Consider the following 22,089-nt stretch of genomic DNA (forward strand, 5'->3'; position numbering starts at 1 on the left):
GGTAGGGCGTCGGGAGGGTTATCTGACGTCAGACAACCTAGCGCCGACTGCGGTGTGGACGTCGTGCGGTGCGAGCAAGGATCGGGGCAGGTGCCGATCAGGGCGAGCCGGTGCCGGTCACCCCCAGTAGTGACCGGGACCGGCCCCGCCGGGACCGCGTGCGGTCCCCGTCCCCGGCACCCAGCGAGCCGGTGACGACGTGCGACGGCTCCTGGACGGAGCTCGGGGCGGCGCACCCTCGCCCCGCGACGCCCTCGATCCGGGTGGCCCGCGGAGCAGTCATGGCACTCCTTCTGACGACGTCGTGCGGAAGGGGGCGTCCGTGCCCCGAGTGCGCGGCTCACTCTGACACAAGGTGATATCCATAACAACCCCCGCAGCGAACCAAGAGACCGCGACCATCCGCCCAGCGACCTCACCCGAGCCCTCGTGCCTGTTATCGTCAACACGAGATCTGCGCGGCGTGCGGTGGCGCGGCGCAGAGGCACGGTCCACCGCGTCCACTACGCTGCCGGGCACGCGCCCGTGCACCGACGAGGAGGTCCCGTGGTCCCAGCGTCACCGCCCGAGCCGTCGCCCCGCGGCCGCGGGCCTGCGATGGCCGACGTCGCGCGCGTCGCCGGCGTGTCCGCGCAGACGGTGTCGCGCGTGCTCAGCGGGCACCCCAACGTCAACGCGGTGACCCGCGCCCGGGTCCGCGCCGCGATCGAGGAGACGGGCTACCGGCGCAACAGCCTCGCCCGGGCGCTCGTCACGGGCCGCACCCGCACCCTCGGCGTCATCACGCACGAGACCGACTTCTACTCCGCGAGCGCGCTCATGCTCGGCATGCAGACGGCCGCTCGCGCGGCCGGGTACTTCGTCAGCACGGCGTCCACCTCGTCCCTCTCCTCCGCCGCGATCGAGCAGGCCGCCGCACGTCTGCTCGACCAGGGCGTCGACGGCCTCGTCATCGCGGTGCCCGTGCGGGACGAGGGCGCGCTCGCGCAGGTGACGCGCGACGTCCCCACGGTCGTCGTGGACGGCATGCGGTCCCTCGCGACCGAGATCGTCGCCGTCGACCAGGTCGAGGCGGGCCGCGTCGCGACGGAGCACCTCCTCGGCCTGGGGCACGCGACCGTCTGGCACGTGTCCGGGCCGGAGTCGTGGAACGACGCGCTCGGCCGGTCCACGGGCTGGCGCACCACCCTGGAAGAGTCGCGTCGCGACGTCCCCCCCGTGCTCTACGGGGACTGGACCCCGGAGTCCGGCTACCGCAACGGGCTCCTCCTCGGTCGCCTCCCCGAGGTCACTGCCGTCTTCGTGGCGAGCGACGAGATGGCGTTCGGCGTCGTCCGCGGGCTCACCGAGCTGGGCCGACGCGTCCCCGAGGACGTGTCCGTGGTCGGCATGGACGACATCGCGCTCGCGCCCTACGCCGCCCCTCCCCTGACCACGGTCCGTCAGCCGTTCCACGACATGGGGCGGCGCGCCGTCGAGCACGTGGTCGCCCTCGTCACCGACCCGCAGGCCGTGCACGAGCCGGAAGTCGTGCACCCCGAGCTCGTCGTCCGGGCGAGCACCGCGCCGCCCGCCTGAGGGCACGGCCCGACGCCGCCCCCACCCGAGCGGGCTGTCGGGCGCGTCCGTCGCTCGGCCTACGCGGACGCCGTACCCGCCACCCGATCTCCTCCTCAGGGTGGACACGCGCGCGCGATCGGTACGCGTACGCTGCCCGTGGGTCGCCGGACACGGCAGGGGGGGAACTGCTCGACCGACGAGTGACCGACCGTCGTCCGACCCACCTCACCGCACATGAACATGCTCACCTGGACCGCCGTCGACCACCGGACCTGGCGTGCCCGCAGCGCCTCGCGCGAGTACGTCGTCCGGCGCGACGACACCGGCACCTGGACCCTCGACGGCCCCGGCCGCACGTGGGGCGCGCTGCCGAGCCTCGAGATCGCCCAGGAGGTCGCCGCGCTCGCCGACGAGGTCCACCACGACGACGACCGGATGACGAGCTATCGCGTCGTCACCGCCACGGGTGCGCGGCGCGGCGAGCCGTTCGGCGCGGAGACGGACGAGGAGGCGCTCGACGTGCTGCGGGCCCGGCGCCGGGCCGGCAACCTCCCGCTCGCACCGTTCCGCCTGGAGACCTCCGACGGCCGCCTGGTCGGCGCGTGGGACAAGGCCGTCCAGATCCCGGCCCGGTCGGTCGGCGACGGGACGTCCGGACCGGTCTGACGCGCCGGTCCGACGCGCGGTCCGACGCGCCGGGCCCGTCGGGTGCCGGGGAGGGGGCGCCCGAGGGTCAGGCCCGCGACGCGGCGCGACGCGCCGCGAGGGCGGCCCGCCGCCGTCGGCTGCTCTCGACGTGGGCCGCGGCGAGCTCCGCGGCCCGGTCGCCGTCCCGGGCACGGACCGCGTCGAACAGCGCCACGTGCTCGTCGGTGACGTCGGCGAGGTCGTCGTGCTGCGACAGCGCCCAGCGCATCCGGCTGCGGATGCCCTGCATCATGCCGTCGAGCAGCCGGTTGCCCGCGAGCGCCGTGACGATCTCGTGGAAGTCGGCGGCCGAGCGGCGCGACCCCACCGGGTCGGCCGCGCGCGCGCCCTCCTGCTCGCGGTCGAGCGCCGCGCGCAGACGCTCCAGCCCCGGCGGCTCGTGGCGCTCGGCGGCGAGGCGGAACGCGAGCGGCTCGAGCACGGTGCGGACCTCGTCCAGGTCGGCGAGGTCGGCGTCGGTGAACGCCCGCACGACGGCCCACGTGTGCGGGCGCAGCGCGACGAGCCCCTCCCCCTCCAGGACCTTGAGCGCGTCGCGCACGGGGATGCGGCTCACGCCGAACCCGGCGGCGAGGTCGCGCTCGACGAGGCGCGAGCCGGGCTCGCGCACGCCGTCGAGGATCTCGTCCCGCAGCCGGGACGCGACCCGCGCGGACTCCAGCACTCGCTCCTCGGCTCCGGCCACGCGTCGATTCTCGCACCGGCCCGGGTGCCGTTGAGAGCCCGCGCGGACCGTGCGAGGGTGGACGGGACCGCGTCGAACGAGGGAGTTCCGATGACGAGCACCACCCGTACCCCCGCCCGCGCGACCCAGGGCAGGGTGCGCAGCGCCCGGCTCGCCGGGGCGACGGCCCTGGCCGCGGGGATCGCGCTCGCGGCGCCCGCCGCGGCGGTCGTGCCCGCCGCGGCACCCGCCGACGACGGCTACGAGGTGATCCTCGACGGCACCCCGGAGTCGTTCGACGCGTGGGAGTACGCGGGCGACGGCGGGTTCGACCGTCTCGACGACGGCACGGTGCGCAGCCGCGCCGGAGCGGGCGGCGGGTTCGGGACCCTCTGGTACCCGGTGCGTCAGTACGGCGACTTCTCGATGGTGGTCGAGCTCCGCGACGACGCCCCCGGTGACGCTCGCGCGAACAGCGGGATCCAGGTGCGGTTCCCCGACCCGTCCGGTCCGGTCGAGGGCTGCCCCACGACGTTCAACGGCAACGAGACGGGCAACCTGTCGTGGATCGCGGTCAACTGCGGCCACGAGATCCAGGTCAACGACTCCCCCGAGGGCGGCTCCAACGACCCCCGCAAGACGGGCTCGGTCTACGGGTTCGCCGACCTCGGCCTCGACGAGGCCCGGCCCACCGCGAAGGGCACGTGGAACGAGCTGGAGGTGCGCGTCGTCGGGCAGCACTACACGGTGATCCGCGACGGCGTGGTCATCAACGAGTACGAGAACCTGCCGGGCGTGCCGTTCCCCGACCGCCCCCTCGACCCGGACTCGAGCTCGCGCGGGCTCGTCGGGTACGTCGGCCTGCAGGCGCACGGCTCCGCGCCGGACGTCGTGTCGTTCCGCGAGGTGCGGGTCCGCGAGCTGCCGCCCGTCCACGTCGAGGCCGACGCGCGGTGCCTCGGCGGGACGGCGCACGTCGCCGTCCGCGCCGAGAACGTCGGGAGCGTCCCGCTCGACGTCACGCTCGGCACGCCCGCCGGCGAGCGCACGTTCGACGCCGTGGCGCCGGGGCGCAACGCGTACCGCGCGTTCAGCGCCCGTGCGGCGTCGGTCGACGCGGGGACCGCGACGCTCACGGTCCCCGGCGCCGACGGCCCGGAGGTCGTGGAGACGCCGTACGAGGGCGTCGACTGCTAGCTGCGGGACGTGCGCCCGACGAGCGCGCGGAACGCGAGCGTGAAGCTGACCACCGCGACGAGCGCGATCGCGGCGACGCCCTGCCACAGCGCCGTGGCGTCCCAGCCCTCCATGATCAGCGAGCGCAGCGCGGCGAGGAGGTAGGTCACCGGGTTGTACCGCGCGATCGTCGCGAGCCATCCCGTGAGCGCGTCGAGCGGGAGGAACGTCGTCGTGAGGAAGGCGAACGGGAAGAACAGCAGGAAGCTCGAGTTCACGGCAGCCGGGTTGCCGGTGCGGAGCGCGATCGCGTAGGGGAAGCCCGTGAAGGCGAGGCCCCAGAGTCCGGCGAGCAGCAGGAAGAGCAGGACGCCGGGCACCCCGGTCGCGAACTCGACCCCCAGCGCGAAGCCGAGCACCAGCACGGGGACTGACAGCGCCACGACGAGCACGAGGTCGGCGACCATGAGCCCGAGCAGGAGCGCGGTGCGGTGCATCGGGGTGAGCAGGAGCCGGTCGAAGTACCCGTCGGTGATGTCGGTGACCAGCGCGCTGGCACGGGACACGCCGGTCACGGCGAAGACGATGGCCACCGGGATCTGGAACGCCTGGAAGTCGCTCACCCCCGTCGCGGTGGCGACGTCGGACAGCGCGCCGACGTTGACGACGAAGAAGAACAGGGGGATGACGAGCGCGGGGACGATCGCCTCCGGCTCCCGCGGGATCTGCCGCAGCGCGCGGATCGCGACCGAGGTCAGGTCGCGCCAGAACCCGGCGGGTCGCCCCGTGATGGTGCGGGCGGTGGTCGCGGCGCGCGACGTCGTCCCGGTCATGAGGGCTCCTCCTCGCCGTCGAGGATGCGCTGACCGGTGACACGGAAGAAGACGTCGTCGAGGGTGGGGCGGCGCAGCGTGAGCCCGTCGACCGGCACCCCTGCGCGGTCGAGCGCGAGGGCGACCGGGCTGATGGCCTGCGCACCGTCGGTGACCGCGACGACGAGCCGCCGCTCGTCGACGTCGATGGAGTCGATGCCGCCGAGACCGTCGAGCGCGGCGCGGGCGCGGTCCGGGTCGGCAGAGGTCTCGACGACGACGAGGTCCGTGCCGACCGTGCTCTTCAGCTCGGTCGGCGTGCCCTCGGCGACGATCCGACCCCGGTTGATGATGCCGACGCGGCGAGCGAGGGCGTCGGCCTCCTCCAGGTACTGCGTGGTGAGGAAGACCGTCATGCCGAGCTCGCGGTTGAGCCGGCGGACCTCCTGCCACACCGCGGCGCGGCTCGTGGGGTCGAGGCCCGTCGTCGGCTCGTCCAGGAAGAGGACCTCGGGGTTGTGGACGAGCGCGAGCGCAAGGTCCAGGCGGCGCTTCATCCCGCCCGAGTACGTGCCGACGCGCTCGTCCAACGCGTCCCCGATGTCGATGAGCTCGCGCAACGCCGCCACCCGCTGGTCGACCTCCCGGGAGGTCAGCCCGTAGAAGCGTCCTTGGAGGCGCAGCATCTCGACGCCGGTCTGCTTGTCGTCGAGCGCGGCCTCCTGGAGGGCGGCACCGATCCGCAGCCGGACGGCGGTGGGGTCGCGCGCGACGTCGTGCCCGGCGACGACCGCGGTCCCGGCGGTCGGGGCGAGGAGGGTGCACAGGATCCGGGTCACGGTGGACTTCCCCGCCCCGTTGGGGCCGAGGAACCCGTATACCTCCCCGGCCGCGATCTCGAGGTCGACGCCGTCGACGGCCTGGTGCTGGCCGAAGCGGCGCTCCAGGCCCCGCGCGGCGATGGCGGCGTCCGGCATGGTCTCCTCCTCCGTGCCCGGCGGCGGCCGCACCACGGACCCCGCACATCCCTCAGTCTGCTGAGGAATGTGCGGGAGCGCTCGGGGAGCGCACGGCGCGCGCGCCCCACGACCCCGGGTCAGATCTCCGAGCCCGCACCCACCGAGACCTCGACGTGCGCGGCGTCCCCGAGGTCGCGCGTCGCGACGACGACGCCGCGCTGCCGGTAGTCACCGGTGCGCAGGGTCGCCGGCACGGGCGCGAGCGCGTCCGGGCCGCTCCCGGCGCGCACGTGCACGCCGTCCCCGGTCGCCGTGACGCGGTAGACCACGCGGCGCGTGCGGCCACCGAGGTCCAGGTCGACGGCCAGGCCGTCCGCCGCCGCGGGCAGCACCGGGTCGACGACGATCTCCCCGCCGCGCTCCGTCAGCCCGAGGACGCCCTGGACGAGCTGGCGCAGGTAGATGCCCGGGCCGCTGGAGTACACGCGCCACCCGCCGCGCACCCCGACGCTGCCGTCGCGGAGCCCGTCGAAGTCGCGCGCGAAGCTCTCGCGGTCGGGGAAGTCCGCGTCGCTCGACGAGAAGTAGGCGTTGCGCTGGCGCGGGGCGGCGTGCGCGAGGCGCCGGCCGAGGTCGACCGGGCTGATGCGCAGCAGCTCGTCGAGCGCGCGGCCGCGACCCAGGGCCGCGAGCGCCTCGACGTAGCGGATGTGCGCGTGCACGTACATGAGGCCGATCTCGCGGCCGACGTTCGCGGCTTGCTCGGCGCGCAGGAACGTGCGCGGCACACCCTCGTCGAACGCGGCCGGGTGGTCCATGAGGCGCACGCCGTCGGGGAAGTGCAGGTGCTCCAGCACGAGGCGCTCGTGGTCCGCGGCCTCCTCGGGCGTGAAGATGCCCGCGATGATCGACTGCGTCATGGGGATGAGGCGGTACCGCATCCCGGAGACGGTGTCCGACGGGTGGATGACGAGCTCGTCGCCGTCGGCGCCGTGGCGCACGTACCCGGCGAGGACGCCGTCCACGAGGGCGCGCTCGCGCAGGTCCGCGCGGACCTCCGCCGCGAGCGCGCCCGCGCGCCCGGAGAGCGCGGCGAGTTCGTCGCGGCCCGCGGTCGTGCGGGCGAGCAGCTCCGCGGCCTGCACGAGCAGCGCGGAGGTCCACGTCGACGCCAGGTCGGTGCGCATCCGCGGGTCTGCGGGCTGCAGCGTGTCGTCCCAGTCGCCCTCGCCGTAGGCGGGCAGCGCGGTGCCGGGCAGGCGGTCGCGGTCGAGGTGGTCGAGCAGGCGGGCCACGTGGTCGCGGACCGTCGCCGCGGCGTCGGGCCCCGAGGCGGCCGGGCGGCGCTGCTCGTGGTCCCAGAACGGGACGTGCTCGTCGAGCACGGCGAGGTCGCCGCTCGCCTCCAGGTACTGGGCGAGCGCGAACAGCGGCCACACGACGACGTCGCCGTGCGAGGAGTCGTTGTACCGCTCCGCGTAGGCGTCGAACATGAACCACTGCGGGAACTCGCCCCACGTGTGCTGGTGGGCCAGGACGCGCAGCACGATCTCGCGCGCGACGTCGTGGCGCCCGCCCGCGAGCGCGAGCTCGAACGGGCCCTGGCACACGTCGCGCGTGCCCCACGCCGCGCCCGAGTACTGCTCCAGGCCGTGCGGCACGAGGAAGTGGATCAGCGCGTCGTGCGCGTACCAGGGCACGAGGAGGTCGAGCTCCTGCGTCTCGACCGTCGCGTGCGGCGCGAACCGCAGCCCGCGCACGACGCCACGGACGGTCTCGACGTGGCGCGCGAGGGTCGCGTCGACGTCCGCCAGGGGGTCGAGCGCGCCCGCGAGGAGCCCGACCGCGGCGTCGGTCCCGCGCAGCGAGCCGGTGAGGGCGAGCGTGAGCGACCCGGTGCCGGTCGTGCTCGTCAGGCGGCGGGTCGTGCCGGACGCGGCGTCCCCGGCGCCCGCGTCCTCGACGACGAGCCGCGCGGACGACGCCAGGGCGTACCGCAGGTCCGGGTAGTGCGCGTCGACGTCGCCGCCCGGCACGGGCCGCACCACGACGGCGTCGCCCGGGGCCGCGGGGACGTGCTCGGCGAGCCAGCCGCCGGCCTCGTCCTCGAGCTCGAGGGTCGCGGTGACGTGCAGCGGGCGCTCGCAGCGCACGGCGACGTCGATGCGGTTCTCGCGGTCGTGCGCGACGGTCCGCACGTCGACCCGCCCGAGCGGCGTCTCGTAGCGCCAGCGGACGCCGCCGACGTCGAGCACGAGCGCGGACGGCAGGCCGAGGAGCCGGGGCCCGCGGCCGTCGTCGACGAGCACGCGCAGGCCGCTGCTGCGCATCAGGTTGAGGTGGTGGCGGTGCACGGTCGCGAGGCGGTTCGCCGTGGTGTTGCCGAGCACGACGTGCGACGCGAAGACGCCGGGCGCGAACGCCGTCGTGGAGAGGACGTCGTCCGTGGGCAGCACGTCGTCGCCAGCCTTGAGCACGTGCCCGTGCGAGCGCTCGGTCACGGTGTCCTTGCGCGCGTCGACGACGTGCGTCCCCGTCGCGGTGAAGAACGACAGGAGCGTGCCGTCGGCGTCGCGCTCGGGCAGGAGCACGTCGTCGGCGGCGAGGCCGACGGCGGCGAGCAGCCCGGCCTCGTCGAGCTCGTCGCCCGCGAGGAGCGGCGCGTCGCGCAGCGCGGAGGCGGTCGGCGTGAAGGGCGCGGTCGGGCGGTCGGCGGCTGCGGCCGCGACCGCGGCGGCGGCCCAGCCGGCCACCTCGTCGAGGTGGGCCGCGAGCGGCCCGGGGGCGTCGGCGTCGACCACGGTCACGGCGTGCACGACCGCGGTCCCGGCCGTGAGGTCGAGCGGGTGCGAGACGAGCGTCGGCATCGCGTACTCGTACTGGAGCACGCCCGGCTTCACGGGCCCGAGCAGGCCGTGCGGCAGCCCGTCGCGGCGCGAGCGCGCGGTGAAGACCTGGAGCGAGTCCGTGAGGTGCGCAGCGGCGCCCTCGACGAGGAACGTGACCGCGAGCGGGAGGCGCGGCTGCGCGGACATGGTCTGCCGACTGACGAGCACGGTCCCCGCGTCGGGGTGCTCGAGCGCGCGGTGCAGCAGGTACTGGCACACGTACGGCTCGCTCGACAGCGCCGCCGCGGGCGGCGCGAGCGCGAGGTCCTGCGCGTGCACGACGTCGTAGCGCGTGCCGTCGTCCGTCGCGGGGCCGACCGTGAGGTCGACGCGCCAGACGAGCGCGCGCCCGTCGAGCGTGAGCGCGACGCGCGTGGCGAGCCCGAGCGCGGCGCCCGACCACACGACGCGGTCGGCGCCGACCTCGACCGCCGTCACAGCGGGGGCCGAGCCGGTGAGTCGCGCGACCTCGACCGTGCCGTCCGGGCGCGTGGCGCGCAGCAGGATCCCGCCGGGCATGCGGTCGTGCTCGCTCGGCAGGTACTGGTTCACGAGCAGTCCGTCCGTGCTGACGGCGCGCACGTCGCCGCCGCCGGTGAGCTCGACGGTCAGGCCGCCCGAGGTGAGCGTGGCGCGGGCGGGGGTCTCGGTCGCGGTGAGGGTCACGCGGTCTCCTGCTCGGTGGTGCGGGGCTCGGGTGCTGCGGGCGACGTGCCGTCGGGGCGCAGCAGCGCGAGGAACTGGTCGAAGAGGGCGACCATGTCGACGTTGTCGGGGTCGAGCAGCCACTGGAGCTGCAGGCCGTCCATGACGGCGGAGAAGAGCTGGCCGATCGCGGCCGGGTCGACCTCGGGGCGCAGCTCGCCCCGGGCGACGGCGTCCTGGAAGCGGGTGTCGTCCTGGTGGCGCAGCGCGCGGTAGCGGTCGCGGACGACGTCGTGCGCGGGATGGGTCGCGTCGGTCGCCTCGGCGGCGACCACCACGTGGAGGGACACGAGGCCGGGGGTCTCGGCGTTGCGGCGCACCTGGTCGCGGATGGTGGTCAGCAGGTCGGCGCCGGCCGCCTCGTCCTCGCCGCGGCGCACCCGGTCGCGCCGGTCGCGCTCCTCCAGGGTCGCCGTGAGGAGGCCGGCCTTGCTGCCGAAGTGGTGCAGCAGCCCGGCCTCGGAGATGCCCACGCGGGCCGCGATCTCGCGCAGCGAGCTCCCGCGGAAGCCCTGCTCGCCGAACACCTCGACCGCCGTGCGGAGGATCTCGCGCCGGCGCTGCTCGCCGCGGACGATGCGGCGGTCGGGGAGGCCGGCCGCCGTCGTGCCGCGAGCGCCCGTCGCGGTCGTCGTCCCCGGGCCCCCGGCCGTCCCCGTCGTGGCGCCACCACCTGCGGGGTCGCTCTCGTTCATCACCGTCTCCTTCGGCAGGTCTGTCGGCGCCAACGGTACGGCCTGGACGCCCCGGTTGAAAATACTAACCGAGCGCACGCTAAGGTAGTTTCCACAGCGGCTCACACGGACGAGCCGACTGCTCGATGAGGAGGATTGCTCATGAAGCTCGGACGCAAGGCGGTCGCCATCGGCGTCGTCGGACTCCTGGCCCTGACCGCGTGCGGTCGCGCGGACGACGACTCCACGGGTGGTGAGACCAGCGCCGGCTCCACCACGACGGTGGACGACGCGCCCGCGGAGGGTGACATCACGATCTGGGCGATGGGTGAGGAGGGCGAGAAGCTGCCCGACTTCGTCCAGGGCTTCACGGAGGAGAACCCCGACGCGAACGTCGAGGTCACCACGATCCCGTGGGCCGACGTCATGACGAAGTTCCAGACCGCCGTCGCCGCGGGCACCGTGCCCGACGCGATCATGATCGGCTCGTCCTTCATGCCGACGATGGTCGCGACCGGCGGCCTCGCCCCCGTCCCCGAGGGCCTCGTCGACAACGACGACTTCGTCGAGGGCGCCGCCGCCTCGACCGTCGCCGACGGCGTCGCGTACGGCGTGCCGTGGTACGTCGAGACGCGCGTCCTGTACTACCGCTCCGACCTCGCCAAGGCCGCGGGCGTCGAGGCTCCCACCAGCTGGGAGGAGCTCACCGCGTTCGCGGAGGCCATGAAGGCCAACGGCTCGACCTACGGCCTCCAGCTCCCGATGGGCGACGCCGAGGACTCGACGCAGGTCATCCTGCCGTTCTACTCGCAGGCCGGCGGCTCCGTCCTCAACGAGGCCGGCGACGGGTTCGACCTCGACAACCAGGCCATGGTCGACGCGCTCGACTACTACGCGTCGTTCTTCACCGAGGGCCTGTCGCCGCTGTCCGGCTACGGCGACTCGCAGAACAGCGCGTTCGTCGACGGCTCCGACCCGGCGTTCATCTCCGGCCCGTGGATGGTCAACGTGCTCGCCGACCTCCAGGGCGAGGACTGGGTCGAGCAGAACGTGGCCACCGTGCCCGTGCCCGCCGGCTCCGCCAACAACGACTCCTACATCGGCGGCGCGCACCTCGGTGTCTTCGCCGAGGCCAAGAACGCCGACGGCGCCTGGAAGCTCATCCGCTGGCTCTCCGAGCCCGAGACGCAGCAGGCGTGGTTCGACGCGACGAGCGACCTGCCTGCGCTGAACAGCGCGTGGGACTACGAGGCGCTCACCTCGAACCCCCGCACCCAGGTGCTCCAGGAGCAGCTCGAGAACACGATCGCCCCGCCGACCGTCCCGAGCTGGGACGAGCTCTCGGCCACCATCGAGACCGAGGCCGAGAAGGTCGCGAACGGTCAGGTGACCTCCGAGGACGCGGCGAAGGCCATCCAGGCCAAGGCCGACACGCTCGGGCTCGGCTGGTAACAGGGCCCGTCAGTCATGACCACCACCACCGAGGGACGGCGCCGGCGTACGGCCGGCGCCGTCCACCGGCGACGGCAAGCGCTCGTCGCCTGGCTGTTCGCGCTCCCGTTCGTCGCGGTCTTCACGGTCTTCATGCTGGGGCCGCTGCTCGCGTCGTTCGGGATGTCGTTCTCGGACCTCACGATCCGTGACATCAAGACCCCGTTCGCGGTGAACTTCGTCGGGATCGAGAACTTCACCGGCGTCTTCCAGGACGAGCTGTTCCGCAAGGCGCTGGTCAACACCTTCTACTTCGTCCTCGTCGGCATCCCGCTGACGATGGTGCTCGGCCTCGCCCTGGCCGTCGCGCTCAACTCGGGCATCGAGAAGTTCCGCAGCGTCTTCCGCGTCGGCTTCTACACGCCCGTCGTGACGTCGATCGTCGCCGTGGCGGTCGTCTGGCGGTTCATCCTCCAGGACTCGGGCCTCGTCAACACCGTGCTCGGCTGGGTCGGGATCGACGGTCCCGACTGGCTCAACGACAGCACGTGGGCGATGCCGTCGATCATCCTCATGGCCGCGTGGCGCAACATGGGCACGCTCATGATCATCTTCCTGGCCGGGCTGCAGGCGATCCCGCGCGACGTCTACGAGGCGGCCGAGGTCGACGGCGCCGGCTCGTGGCGGCGCTTCCGCTCCATCACGGTCCCGCTGATGCGCCCGACGCTGCTGCTCGGCGCGGTGCTGCTGTCGGTCGGCTTCCTCCAGGTGTTCGAGGAGCCCTTCGTCATGACCAAGGGCGGCCCGGTCAACTCGACGCTGACCATCAGCTACTACGTCTACAACCAGTTCGGGTACGGCAACTACGCGTTCGCCTCCGCAGCCGCGTACGTGCTCTTCGCGCTGATCGCCGCCCTCGCCGCCGTCCAGTTCCGCCTGCTGCGGTCGAAGGAGGATTGACATGACCGTCACGTCCTCGCGGACCCCCTCCGCGACGTCGGCCCCCCAGGACGCGCCGCGCCGTCGGGCACGACGCCCGATCCGCTGGTCGCGCGGCGCCACCTACACCGCGCTGGTCGTCGGGCTGCTCCTGACGCTCATGCCGTTCATCTGGATGGCGCTCGGCAGCTTCAAGACGCAGGGCGAGCTCCTGCAGCGGCCCATCACCTGGTGGCCCGAGAACCCGACGCTCGACAACTACGAGCGGTGGCTGTCCCAGCTCAACTACGGGCAGTACTTCACCAACTCGATCGTCGTCGCCGTCGTCGTGGTGCTCGGCAACATCGTCTTCTGCTCGATGGTCGGCTACGCCCTCGCGAAGATGCAGTTCCCCGGCAAGAAGGTGCTGTTCGCGCTCGTCATGCTCACGCTCATGGTCCCGGGCGTCGTCACGCTCGTGCCGATGTTCGTGCTCGTGTCCAACATGGGGCTCGTCAACACCTACCCGGCGCTCATCCTGCCGTTCCTCGCCGGCCCGCTCGGCGTGTTCCTCATGAGGCAGTTCATGCTCGGCATCCCGGACGCGCTCATCGAGGCCGCCCGGATCGACGGCGCGGGCGAGTTCCGGGTCTTCTTCCGGATCGTGCTCCCCCAGTGCGGGCCGCCGCTCGCGACGCTGAGCATCCTCACGTTCCTCGGGTCGTGGAACAACTTCCTGTGGCCCCTGGTCGTCGCGCAGACGGAGAACATGTACACCCTCCCCGTCGCGCTCTCGCTGTACTCGGTCGGCTCGAACGGCACCTACTACGGCCTGCTCATGGCCGGGTCCGTGCTCGTCGTGACGCCGATCCTCATCCTGTTCCTGTTCCTGCAGCGCTACTTCGTGCAGGGCATCGCCATGACCGGCATCAAGTGACCGGCGACCGACGAGGAGTGCCTGTGTCGATCACCTTCCCCGAGTCCTTCGTCTGGGGCGCCGCCACGGCGGCCCACCAGATCGAGGGCAACAACGTCAACAGCGACTGGTGGGCGCGCGAGGTCGACCCGGCCTCGACCCTCGCCGAGCCGTCGGGCGACGCCGCCGACTCCTACCACCGGTACGCCGACGACATCCGGCTGCTGGCCGAGTCCGGGCTCACCTCATACCGGTTCTCGATCGAGTGGGCGCGGATCGAGCCGGCCGAGGGCCGCTTCTCGCGGGCCGAGGTCGACCACTACCGCCGCATGATCGACTGCTGCCTCGAGCACGGGGTCACGCCGCTCGTCACGCTGCACCACTTCACGTCGCCGCGCTGGTTCGCGGAGGACGGCGGCTGGACCGACCCGCGGTCCGTCGAGCGGTTCGCTCGGTACGTCGAGCACGTGCTGCCGCTGCTCGACCGCGCGTCGCACGTGTTCACCATCAACGAGCCGAACATCCTCGCGATGATGATCACGGCCGCCAAGGGCACCGAGCAGCTCCAGGCCGGCACGATGCACGCGCCCGACCCGGTCGCGACCGAGCACCTCATCGCCGCGCACCGCCGGGCCGTGGAGCTCGTGCGGACCGTCGGGGTGCCCGTCGGGTGGCCCGTCGCGCCGCAGCAGTTCTTCGCCGACCCGGGCGCCGAGGAGGTCCTCCGCGAGTACGCCTACCCGCGCGAGACCGTCTTCCTCGAGGCCTCGCGCGGCGACGACTTCGTCGCCGTCCAGGCCTACACGCGCACGCGGATCACCGTGGACGGGCCGCTGCCCGCCCCGGAGGACTCCGAGAAGACGCTCACCGGGTGGGAGTACTACCCGCCCGCCATCGCGGAGGCCGCGCGCCTCGGGCACGAGATCACCGGCCTGCCGGTCCTCGTCTCGGAGAACGGCATCGCGACGGCGGACGACGCGCGCCGCATCGACTACACGCGCGACGCCCTGCGCGCGCTGCACGCCGAGATGGAGGCGGGCCTCCCGCTGCTCGGCTACCTGCACTGGTCGCTGCTCGACAACTACGAGTGGGGCTCGTTCGCCCCTACCTTCGGGCTCGTCGCGTGGGACCCGGAGACCTTCGAGCGCACGCCCAAGCCCAGCCTCGGCTGGCTCGGCGGCGTCGCGCGCGGGACCGTCTCGCTCGACGACTGACCGCACGCACGGCGGCCCGGTCCGGACCTCGCGGTCCCGGCCGGGCCGTCGTCGTCCGTGCCAGGCCCGGTCGCGACCCGGGGCCTCGCTACGATCCGAGGTCGGGGCACGCTCCCCGGCCGGACCGGCCGCGGGTCGCACGACGGACGGAGGGCTCGGATGGCAGCGTCGCGGCCGGGTCGGCAGGGCGTCCCCCTCGCCCGGGTCGCGGCCGACGCCGGGGTGTCCGTCCCCACGGTGTCGAAGGTGCTCAACGCGCGCCCGGACGTCTCGGCGGCGACGCGCGAACGGGTCGCGGCCGTCCTGCGGCGGCACGGCTACGAGATCCGGCCCCCGACGTCCCGGCGGACGGGGCTCGTCGACGTCCGGATCGTCGACTTCGAGGGGCCGTGGTCCGAGGCGGTCGTGCGCGGGGCGGTCGCCGAGGCGCGGCGCCTCGGGCTCGACGTCGTGCTGTCCGTCGAGCTGGACCCCGACGACTGCGGCGCCTGGGTCCGGCACGCGCTCGCCCGGGGCACGGACGGTCTCGTGAGCGTCGTCGCCGTGCCCGACGCCGAGGCGCGCGCCGCGCTCGCCACGGCCGGGGTGCCTCTCGTCGTCGTCGACCCGCGCCGCCGTCCGCCCGAGGACGTGCTCAGCGTCGGCGCGGCCAACTTCCAGGGCGCGCTCGAGGCGACGGCGCACCTGCTCGCCCTGGGGCACCGACGCATCGCGACGATCACCGGCGTCCCCGAGCAGGACAACGCGCTCGCCCGCCTCGCGGGCTACCGCGCCGCGCTCATCCAGGCGGACGTGCCCGTCGACGACGACCTCGTGCGCCTGAGCACCTACGGGGTCGCCGCGGGCTACGAGGAGACGCAGCGGCTGCTCGCCCTCGACGACGCCCCGACGGCGATCTTCGCGTGCAGCGACGACACCGCGCTCGGCGCGCTGCGGGCGCTGCGCGAGGCGGGTCGCTCCGTGCCGGACGACGTCTCGCTCGTCGGGTTCGACGACCTGCCCGTCGCGCCCTGGACCGACCCCCCGCTCACCACGGTGCGTCAGCCGCTCGTCGAGATGGGCGCCTCGGCCGTCGCGCTCGTGCACCGGGCACGCAGCGCGAGCGGCCGCACCCTGCGCACGGAGCTCGCGACGAGCCTCGTCGTGCGCGCGTCGACCGCCGCGCCGCGCGCCTGACGCGCGCGGCACGGCGGTCGGCCGCGGTGCGTGGGGTCAGCCGCAGGAGACGCCCGCGTAGCGGTACGGCAGCTCCTGGACGGTCGCGCCGTCGTCGGACGTCACCGTCACGGTCGCGGTGCCCGACGGGATCTCCGCCGTGCGCGCCGAGAACGCCCGGTAGGTGCTGCGGTGCGGGGCGACGTCGTCGTACGACCGCGTCCCGTACGGGGTGGCGAGCTCGACGGTCGTGCGGCCGTCGGACGTGCTGGTGGCGCGCACCGCGACGGCCGCCCGGTTGCCGAGGCAGCGCGCCTCGACCTCGACGTCGGCGCCCACGCCGGGCGTGAGGTCGGCGACGGCCGTGAAGGTCTCCGCCTCCATGAGCGGGCGCAGCGCCTGCTCGAGCCGGTCGTCGACGAAGTAGTCCTTGAGGCGCGAGTCGTCGAGGACGTTGCCGATCGCGGCGACGATCATCGCCTGGTCGAGCGACAGGTAGCGCTCGGCGACCGTGCCCGAGCGGACCGCGACCGAGTCGTAGAACCCGCCCGGCCCGTACGCGTCGAGGTCGTCCGCGAGGTGGGCCAGGTTGTCGAGCACGCCCTCGGTGTCGTACGCGAGCCCGAGGAACGACGCGTGCGGCGTCACGACGCCGTCACCGAACTCCGGCGCCGGGTTCGTGGCCTCGCGGCAGCCCTCGAAGCCGAGGTCGACGTCGGTCTCGCCGTCGGACAGGTAGCCGTCGGATCGCAGACCGATCGCGTCGACGCCGTACTCCGCGTACCCGCCGAAGGGGTTGCTCGCGGGCGAGAAGCCCCAGGCCCCGTACCCGGCCTCGTCGAGACCGTGCTCCTTGTGCGCGCGCACCACGAGCGGGTGGTTGACGCCCCACGACGTCGGGCCCCACTCCGCCTCGGGGACGAGCATGTCCGGCATGAGCGCCTCGAACATCGATCCGCCCCAGCCCGGCACGACCGCGAGGTCGCGGTAGCGGTACGCCCCCTCGAACACCGGGACGCCCAGGTGCTCGCGCGTCTCGCCGACCGGCTTCTGCTCCTGCCAGGACCAGTCGCACGTGTCCGGGAACGTCCGATAGCTCGCGTAGTAGGCCTCCGGCGGCACCTCGCCCTCGGCGATGCCGAGGTAGGTCGCGATGCGCGTCTCCGAGACCGTCGTGTCGTAGTTGTGGCACGTGTAGTAGACGTCGGTCCCCGTGCCGAGGTAGTCCCCGGCGACCGAGCACCCGGGCGGCTCCTCGTCCCAGAACCCGCCGCGCAGCAGCCCGACGCCGAGGTCCGGGCGCGCCTCCGCGTTGTAGAACGCGCCGAAGTGCATGCCGTCGTAGACGGCCAGCGCCTCCTCCGCGAGGCTCGGCTCCGCCTCCGCGACGACGCGCAGGCCCGCGGCGAGCCAGCCGTTGTCCACCGAGCTGAGGAACTGGTGCACCGGGTTGCCGTCGTCCGGCCACGTCTCCACCCGGTCGCCCGTCGCCGGGTCGTACCAGTTGTAGAACATGCCGCTCGCGTCGTGCCGGTCGAGGGACGCGACCGTGTCGATCGTCGTCGCGAGGCGGTCGCGCGCCTCGGCCTCGTCGACCAGGCCCAGGTCGCGCGCCACGACGGTGGACCACAGCCAGCCGCCGATGTTCGTCGGCGACGTGTACGCGCTGCTCGACGCCGGGTCCAGATCGCCCTCGATGTTGTCCGCGGGCAGGCCGGTCTCCTCGTCGGTCATGGCCTCCAGCGAGGTGTAGGTGTCCTCCAGGTACGTCTCCAGCGTCGCGCGCTGCGCGCCCGTCAGGGCGGGCTGCCCGACAGCGGGCGTCGCCGTCGCCGGGACGCTCGCCGTGCGCGGGGCGCCCTCGGCGGCGGCCGGGGCGCTCTCGGCCGCGGCCGGGACGGCGAGTCCCGCTGCGAGCGCCAGCCCGCCGACGAGCCCGCCGGCGACGAGGCCCGTCGCCCTGCGTCGGCGCCGTACGCCCTCGCACGCGCGGTCGGTCGATCCATCCATCAGGCACTCCTTCGTGTCGCGGCCCCGAAATTTCGGCCGAACTTTCCGAATGGGGGCGGAGAGAGTAGCCCTCGGTCGAGCAGGGGTCAACGGCTCGCCCGGAGCCGGCGCACGACCACGGAGGCGTGGCGGACGACGGGCCGCGCAGCGGGTACACGAACGTATAACGCGGGGTATACACGCCCGAAACGCGGGCGCGACAGGATCGCCGCCATGCACTTGACGCCCGCCGACACCGAGAAGCTGCTGCTCGCCGTCGCCGGCATGGTCGCCCGCGACCGGCGCGAGCGCGGCGTCCTGCTCAACTACCCGGAGACGGTCGCCCTCCTGACGACGTGGGTGATCGAGCGGGCCCGCGAGGGGGCCGCCGTGGAGGAGCTCATGGTCTCCGGGCGCGCCGTGCTGGGTCGCGACGAGGTGATGGAGGGCGTCGCGGAGATGCTGCCCGACGTCCAGGTCGAGGCGACGTTCCCCGACGGGCGCAAGCTCGTCACCATCCACCAGCCCATCGCCTGAGCCGGTCCCGGCGACGCGACGCACGACGAGAGGACGGCGAGGCATGGCAGGCATCAGCACCTCGGGACCGGGCGCGATCCGGCTCCGGGAGGGCGCGGAGGACGTGCCGCTCGTCCTCAACGCCGACCGCTCGGACGACGAGCGCGCGACCCTCGTCGTGACGAACACGGGCGACCGGCCCGTGCAGATCGGCTCGCACCTCCACCTGCCCGACGCCAACACGGCGCTCGACCTCGACCGCGCGGCGGCGCACGGCTTCCGGCTGGACGTGCCGTCCGGCACGTCGCGGCGGTTCGAGCCCGGCGCGTCCGCCGAGGTCCAGGCCGTGGCGCTGCGCGGCCGACGGCGCGTCCCCGGGCTCCAGCGCGGCAAGCCCGACGGCGGCGCCCTGGACCCCACCGCACCCGAGGAGGACTGACGCATGGTCGCGATCTCCCGCGAGCGCTACGTCGCGCTCTACGGCCCGACGACGGGTGACCAGGTGCGCCTCGGCGACACGGACCTGTGGATCGAGGTCGAGGAGGACCGCACCTTCGGGGGCGAGGAGGTCGTGTTCGGCGGCGGGAAGTCGATCCGCGAGTCGATGGCCCAGGGCACGACGACCCGCGCCGAGGGCGCGCTCGACACGGTGATCACCAACGCCGTCGTGCTGGACTGGTGGGGCGTCGTGAAGACGGACGTGGGGATCCGCGACGGGCGGATCGTCGCGCTCGGCCGCGCGGGCAACCCCGACGTCGCGGACGGCGTGCACCCCGACCTCCACATCGGCCCGAGCACGGACGTCGTGAGCGGCGAGGGCAGGATCCTCACCGCGGGCGGCATCGACTCGCACGTGCACCTCATCTCGCCGTCGCAGGTCGTCGAGGCGCTCGCCACGGGCATCACGACGGTCGCGGGCGGCGGCACCGGCCCGAGCGAGGGCACGAAGGCCACGACGGTCACGCCCGGCGCCTGGCACCTGGAGGCGATCCACCGCTCGCTCGACCGGCTCCCCGTGAACGTGCTGCTGCTCGGCAAGGGGAACACCGTGAGCGCCGAGGGTCTGCGCGAGCAGGCGATGGCCGGCGCGGGCGGCTACAAGGTGCACGAGGACTGGGGGTCCACGCCCGCGGCGATCGACGCCGCGCTCCGGGCCGCCGACGACTGGGGCCTGCAGGTCGCGCTCCACTCCGACTCGCTCAACGAGGCGGGGTTCGTCGAGTCGACCCTCCGGGCGATCGGCGGCCGCTCGATCCACGCGTTCCACGCCGAGGGCGCGGGCGGCGGGCACGCGCCCGACATCCTCACCGTCGCGAGCCACCCGAACGTCATCCCCGGCTCGACGAACCCCACCCTCCCGCACACGGTGAACACCGTCGCCGAGCACCTGGACATGCTCATGGTGTGCCACCACCTCAACCCGCAGGTGGCGGAGGACCTCGCGTTCGCCGAGTCGCGCATCCGCGGGACCACGATCGCCGCCGAGGACGTGCTGCACGACCTCGGCGCCATCTCGATCACGTCGTCCGACGCTCAGGCCATGGGGCGCATCGGCGAGGTCGTGACGCGGACATGGCAGGTGGCGCACGTCATGAAGGCGCGGCGCGGCCCGATCCCCGGCGGCGCCCCCGGGCCCGTCCTGCCGGCCGACAACCTGCGCGCCCGGCGCTACGTCGCGAAGTACACGATCAACCCGGCCGTCGCGCACGGGATCGACGCGCACGTCGGGTCCGTCGAGCCCGGCAAGCTCGCCGACCTGGTGCTGTGGGAGCCGAAGCTGTTCGGCGTGCGGCCGAGCGTCGTCATGAAGGGCGGGGCGCTCGTGTGGGGCGCGCTGGGTGACCCCAACGCGTCCATCCCGTCGCCGCAGCCCGTGCTCATGCGGCCCGCGCTCGCCGACGCGATCGGGGCCGACGTGTCCGTGTCGTTCGTGTCGCCCGCCGCGCTCGACGACGGCCTCGCGGAGCGGCTCGGCCTGGCCCGGACGCTCCTGCCCGTGGCCGGGACGCGCGACGTCGGGAAGGCGCAGATGCGCAACAACGACTACCTGCCCCGGATCGACATCGACCCCGAGTCCTTCGCGATCGAGGTCGACGGCGAGCTCGTCATCCCCGCCCCCGCCGACCGGCTGCCCCTCGCGCAGCTCTACTCGCTGTTCTGACATGGACGGCCTCCCCCGCCACGACGCCGACGGGCGCGCCGAGCTCATGCTCGCGCTCCTCGCCGACGCGCGGCTGCCGACCGGCGGCCACACGCAGTCCGCGGGCCTCGAGCCCGCGCTGCGCGCCGGGATGCCCGCCGCGCGCGTCCCCGACTACGTGCGCGCCCGCCTGGCCACCGTCACGCGCACCGAGGCCGCGACCGCCGTCGTCGCGCGGCACGCGGCGCTCACGCCCGACGACGACCTCCCGCCCGCCGCGGTCGCCCTCGCCGACACCTGGGTCGCGTGGGCGGCGCGGACGCCGTCGCCCGCGCTCCGCGAGACGTCGCAGCGGCTCGGCCGAGGCTACCTCCGGCTCCTGCGCCGCCTGTGGGCGGGGCACCCCGCGGTCGCCGCGCTCGACGCGGCGGCGGCGCTCGTCGCCGCCGCGCGCCCCGCGGACGAGGGCCGCGGCGGTCCGGGCGGCCGACCGCCGTCGGGCCGCCGGGCGCCGCAGCCCCCGCGCCCCCTGGTGCTCGGGGTGACGGCCGCCTGCGCGGGGCTGTCCGCGCTGCAGGTCGCGCGCCTCGTCGGGTACGAGGACGTGCAGACCGTCGCCGCGGCCACGCTGAAGCTCGAGCCCGTCGACCCGGTCGTCGCGACGGGCTGGGTCGTCGCGTCGCAGGCCGCGATCGACGCGCTCGCCCACGACGTCGCCCCCCTGACCGACCCCCGCGCGATCCCCGCGCACGGCGCACCGCTCGTCGAGCAGTGGGCCGAGACCCACGCCCGCACCACCGAGAGGCTGTTCAGTGCCTGAGAACCTGCCCGACGCTCCGACCGCCACGACCCCCACGACCCGCTCGCTGCGCCTCGGCGTCGCCGGCCCCGTCGGCACCGGCAAGAGCTCGCTCATCGCGCTCCTGTGCCGCGAGCTGTCCGAGGTGCTGCGCCTCGGGGTCGTCACCAACGACATCTACACGGACGAGGACGCGCGGTTCCTGCGCTCCGCGGGCGTGCTCGACCCCGAGCGCATCCGCGCGGTCGAGACCGGCGCGTGCCCGCACACCGCGATCCGCGACGACGTCACCGCCAACCTCCTCGCCGTCGAGGACCTCGAGGAGGACTTCGCGCCGCTCGACGTCGTGCTCGTCGAGTCCGGCGGCGACAACCTCACCGCCACCTTCTCGCCCGCGCTCGTCGACGCGCAGATCTTCGTGCTCGACGTCGCCGGGGGCGGCGACGTCGCGCGCAAGGGCGGGCCGGGGATCGCCCGGGCGGACCTGCTCGTCGTCAACAAGACCGACCTCGCGCCGTACGTGGGGGTGGACCTCCCGCGCATGGTCCTCGACGCGACGGCCGCGCGCGACGGCGCCCCCGTGCTCGCGCTCTCGCGCCTCGACCGCGAGTCGATCGACACGCTCACGACGTGGGTGCAGACGCTGCTCGCGGCGCACCGGGCCGGTGCGCACGTGCCGCAGGACCCGGGCCCGATGGCGCCCCACTTCCACGCCGACGAGGACGGCGGCGGGCTCCTCCACACCCACGGTGAGGGCGACGCCCCGCACGACCACTCGCCCGCCCACGACGACCGCTCCCCCGCCCACGTGCACGACGCCGCAGCCGCGGAGCCGGTGACCGCGCCCGGGCGCGGCTGACCCCGG

Annotated in this window: 19 protein-coding genes; 13 read left to right on the forward strand and 6 right to left on the reverse strand. The window is 74.1% G+C overall.

All coding sequences use genetic code 11. The features are described 5' to 3' along the window. Positions 1–546: 546 nt before the first annotated feature. Entirely contained in the window at positions 547–1,578 is a 1,032-nt protein-coding gene (locus tag RDI86_RS08640) for a LacI family DNA-binding transcriptional regulator (RefSeq protein WP_241005657.1), read from the forward strand. A gap of 216 nt (positions 1,579–1,794) precedes the next feature. Then, the gene (locus RDI86_RS08645) at positions 1,795–2,226 is read left to right on the forward strand and encodes a hypothetical protein (RefSeq protein WP_009861914.1); all 432 of its coding nucleotides are present in this window, start codon (positions 1,795–1,797) and stop codon (positions 2,224–2,226) included. A gap of 67 nt (positions 2,227–2,293) precedes the next feature. Here RDI86_RS08645 and RDI86_RS08650 read toward each other — a convergent pair whose 3' ends face one another. Next, positions 2,294–2,953 (reverse strand): GntR family transcriptional regulator, encoded by a 660-nt coding sequence (locus RDI86_RS08650; RefSeq protein ID WP_308821178.1) that lies wholly within the window; start codon positions 2,951–2,953, stop codon positions 2,294–2,296. A gap of 90 nt (positions 2,954–3,043) precedes the next feature. Between RDI86_RS08650 and RDI86_RS08655 the strand changes: the two genes are divergently transcribed. After that, positions 3,044–4,129 carry a DUF1080 domain-containing protein gene (locus RDI86_RS08655; RefSeq protein WP_308821179.1) on the forward strand — a complete coding sequence of 362 codons (1,086 nt, stop codon included), beginning with the start codon at positions 3,044–3,046 and terminating at the stop codon, positions 4,127–4,129. Here the strand turns inward: RDI86_RS08655 and RDI86_RS08660 are convergent. The 4 genes from RDI86_RS08660 to RDI86_RS08675 all read right to left on the reverse strand — a co-directional run bounded on the left by RDI86_RS08660 (position 4,126) and on the right by RDI86_RS08675 (position 10,167). Then, positions 4,126–4,941, reverse strand: coding sequence for an ABC transporter permease (locus RDI86_RS08660; RefSeq protein WP_076404184.1), 816 nt, complete (start codon positions 4,939–4,941; stop codon positions 4,126–4,128). The two genes, RDI86_RS08655 and RDI86_RS08660, sit on opposite strands and share 4 nt — an antisense overlap. Continuing rightward, a complete protein-coding gene (locus tag RDI86_RS08665) occupies positions 4,938–5,897 on the reverse strand; it encodes an ATP-binding cassette domain-containing protein (protein WP_076404578.1) in 960 nt (319 codons plus the stop codon). The genes RDI86_RS08660 and RDI86_RS08665 overlap by 4 nt, the downstream gene beginning before the upstream one ends. A gap of 119 nt (positions 5,898–6,016) precedes the next feature. Continuing rightward, positions 6,017–9,433 (reverse strand): GH36-type glycosyl hydrolase domain-containing protein, encoded by a 3,417-nt coding sequence (locus RDI86_RS08670; RefSeq protein ID WP_308821180.1) that lies wholly within the window; start codon positions 9,431–9,433, stop codon positions 6,017–6,019. Next, positions 9,430–10,167: a TetR/AcrR family transcriptional regulator gene (locus tag RDI86_RS08675; RefSeq protein WP_082774551.1), complete on the reverse strand. Its 738-nt coding sequence runs from the start codon at positions 10,165–10,167 to the stop codon at positions 9,430–9,432. Before RDI86_RS08675 ends, RDI86_RS08670 begins: the two co-directional genes overlap by 4 nt. Positions 10,168–10,308: 141 nt before the next feature. Here RDI86_RS08675 and RDI86_RS08680 point away from each other — a divergent pair, with 141 nt between their 5' ends. From RDI86_RS08680 to RDI86_RS08700, 5 genes are all read left to right on the forward strand, one after another. Then, positions 10,309–11,598, forward strand: coding sequence for an extracellular solute-binding protein (locus RDI86_RS08680; RefSeq protein ID WP_061268126.1), 1,290 nt, complete (start codon positions 10,309–10,311; stop codon positions 11,596–11,598). A gap of 15 nt (positions 11,599–11,613) precedes the next feature. Further along, positions 11,614–12,537: a carbohydrate ABC transporter permease gene (locus RDI86_RS08685; RefSeq protein WP_021481814.1), complete on the forward strand. Its 924-nt coding sequence runs from the start codon at positions 11,614–11,616 to the stop codon at positions 12,535–12,537. A 1-nt stretch (position 12,538) separates the two neighbouring features. Continuing rightward, entirely contained in the window at positions 12,539–13,432 is an 894-nt protein-coding gene (locus RDI86_RS08690; protein ID WP_168945015.1) for a carbohydrate ABC transporter permease, read from the forward strand. 23 nt (positions 13,433–13,455) lie between these two features. Continuing rightward, positions 13,456–14,625 (forward strand): family 1 glycosylhydrolase, encoded by a 1,170-nt coding sequence (locus tag RDI86_RS08695; protein ID WP_308821181.1) that lies wholly within the window; start codon positions 13,456–13,458, stop codon positions 14,623–14,625. A 159-nt stretch (positions 14,626–14,784) separates the two neighbouring features. Then, positions 14,785–15,801 carry a LacI family DNA-binding transcriptional regulator gene (locus tag RDI86_RS08700; RefSeq protein WP_308821182.1) on the forward strand — a complete coding sequence of 339 codons (1,017 nt, stop codon included), beginning with the start codon at positions 14,785–14,787 and terminating at the stop codon, positions 15,799–15,801. A gap of 36 nt (positions 15,802–15,837) precedes the next feature. Here the strand turns inward: RDI86_RS08700 and RDI86_RS08705 are convergent, their stop codons facing one another. Then, positions 15,838–17,790, reverse strand: a complete 1,953-nt coding sequence (locus RDI86_RS08705; RefSeq protein ID WP_308821183.1) for a glucoamylase family protein — start codon at positions 17,788–17,790, stop codon at positions 15,838–15,840. Between the two features lie 213 nt (positions 17,791–18,003). Between RDI86_RS08705 and RDI86_RS08710 the strand changes: the two genes are divergently transcribed. From RDI86_RS08710 to ureG, 5 genes are read left to right on the forward strand one after another with little or no spacing between them, the layout of a single operon-like run. Next, positions 18,004–18,306 (forward strand): urease subunit gamma, encoded by a 303-nt coding sequence (locus tag RDI86_RS08710; protein ID WP_043654671.1) that lies wholly within the window; start codon positions 18,004–18,006, stop codon positions 18,304–18,306. A gap of 43 nt (positions 18,307–18,349) precedes the next feature. Next, positions 18,350–18,724 carry an urease subunit beta gene (gene ureB, locus RDI86_RS08715; RefSeq protein WP_308821184.1) on the forward strand — a complete coding sequence of 125 codons (375 nt, stop codon included), beginning with the start codon at positions 18,350–18,352 and terminating at the stop codon, positions 18,722–18,724. Positions 18,725–18,727: 3 nt separating this feature from the next. Next, positions 18,728–20,446 (forward strand): urease subunit alpha, encoded by a 1,719-nt coding sequence (locus RDI86_RS08720; protein ID WP_308821185.1) that lies wholly within the window; start codon positions 18,728–18,730, stop codon positions 20,444–20,446. 1 nt (position 20,447) lies between these two features. Continuing rightward, positions 20,448–21,245, forward strand: a complete 798-nt coding sequence (locus tag RDI86_RS08725; RefSeq protein ID WP_308821186.1) for an urease accessory UreF family protein — start codon at positions 20,448–20,450, stop codon at positions 21,243–21,245. Beyond that, positions 21,238–22,083, forward strand: coding sequence for an urease accessory protein UreG (ureG, locus tag RDI86_RS08730; RefSeq protein WP_308821187.1), 846 nt, complete (start codon positions 21,238–21,240; stop codon positions 22,081–22,083). The genes RDI86_RS08725 and ureG overlap by 8 nt, the downstream gene beginning before the upstream one ends. The last annotated feature ends 6 nt before the right edge of the window (positions 22,084–22,089 follow it).

Origin of the sequence: Cellulosimicrobium sp. XJ-DQ-B-000 (assembly GCF_031119065.1) — a bacterium.
Lineage (GTDB): Bacteria > Actinomycetota > Actinomycetes > Actinomycetales > Cellulomonadaceae > Cellulosimicrobium > Cellulosimicrobium funkei.

Coding starts and splice junctions, on each gene's coding strand:
- RDI86_RS08645 (WP_009861914.1), top strand. CDS start 1,795: ATGAACATGCTCACCTGGACCGCCGTCGACCACCGGACCTGGCGTGCC.
- RDI86_RS08655 (WP_308821179.1), top strand. CDS start 3,044: ATGACGAGCACCACCCGTACCCCCGCCCGCGCGACCCAGGGCAGGGTG.
- RDI86_RS08660 (WP_076404184.1), bottom strand. CDS start 4,941: ATGACCGGGACGACGTCGCGCGCCGCGACCACCGCCCGCACCATCACG.
- RDI86_RS08665 (WP_076404578.1), bottom strand. CDS start 5,897: ATGCCGGACGCCGCCATCGCCGCGCGGGGCCTGGAGCGCCGCTTCGGC.
- RDI86_RS08675 (WP_082774551.1), bottom strand. CDS start 10,167: ATGAACGAGAGCGACCCCGCAGGTGGTGGCGCCACGACGGGGACGGCC.
- RDI86_RS08680 (WP_061268126.1), top strand. CDS start 10,309: ATGAAGCTCGGACGCAAGGCGGTCGCCATCGGCGTCGTCGGACTCCTG.
- RDI86_RS08685 (WP_021481814.1), top strand. CDS start 11,614: ATGACCACCACCACCGAGGGACGGCGCCGGCGTACGGCCGGCGCCGTC.
- RDI86_RS08690 (WP_168945015.1), top strand. CDS start 12,539: ATGACCGTCACGTCCTCGCGGACCCCCTCCGCGACGTCGGCCCCCCAG.
- RDI86_RS08700 (WP_308821182.1), top strand. CDS start 14,785: ATGGCAGCGTCGCGGCCGGGTCGGCAGGGCGTCCCCCTCGCCCGGGTC.
- RDI86_RS08705 (WP_308821183.1), bottom strand. CDS start 17,790: ATGGATGGATCGACCGACCGCGCGTGCGAGGGCGTACGGCGCCGACGC.
- RDI86_RS08710 (WP_043654671.1), top strand. CDS start 18,004: ATGCACTTGACGCCCGCCGACACCGAGAAGCTGCTGCTCGCCGTCGCC.
- ureB (WP_308821184.1), top strand. CDS start 18,350: ATGGCAGGCATCAGCACCTCGGGACCGGGCGCGATCCGGCTCCGGGAG.
- RDI86_RS08720 (WP_308821185.1), top strand. CDS start 18,728: ATGGTCGCGATCTCCCGCGAGCGCTACGTCGCGCTCTACGGCCCGACG.
- RDI86_RS08725 (WP_308821186.1), top strand. CDS start 20,448: ATGGACGGCCTCCCCCGCCACGACGCCGACGGGCGCGCCGAGCTCATG.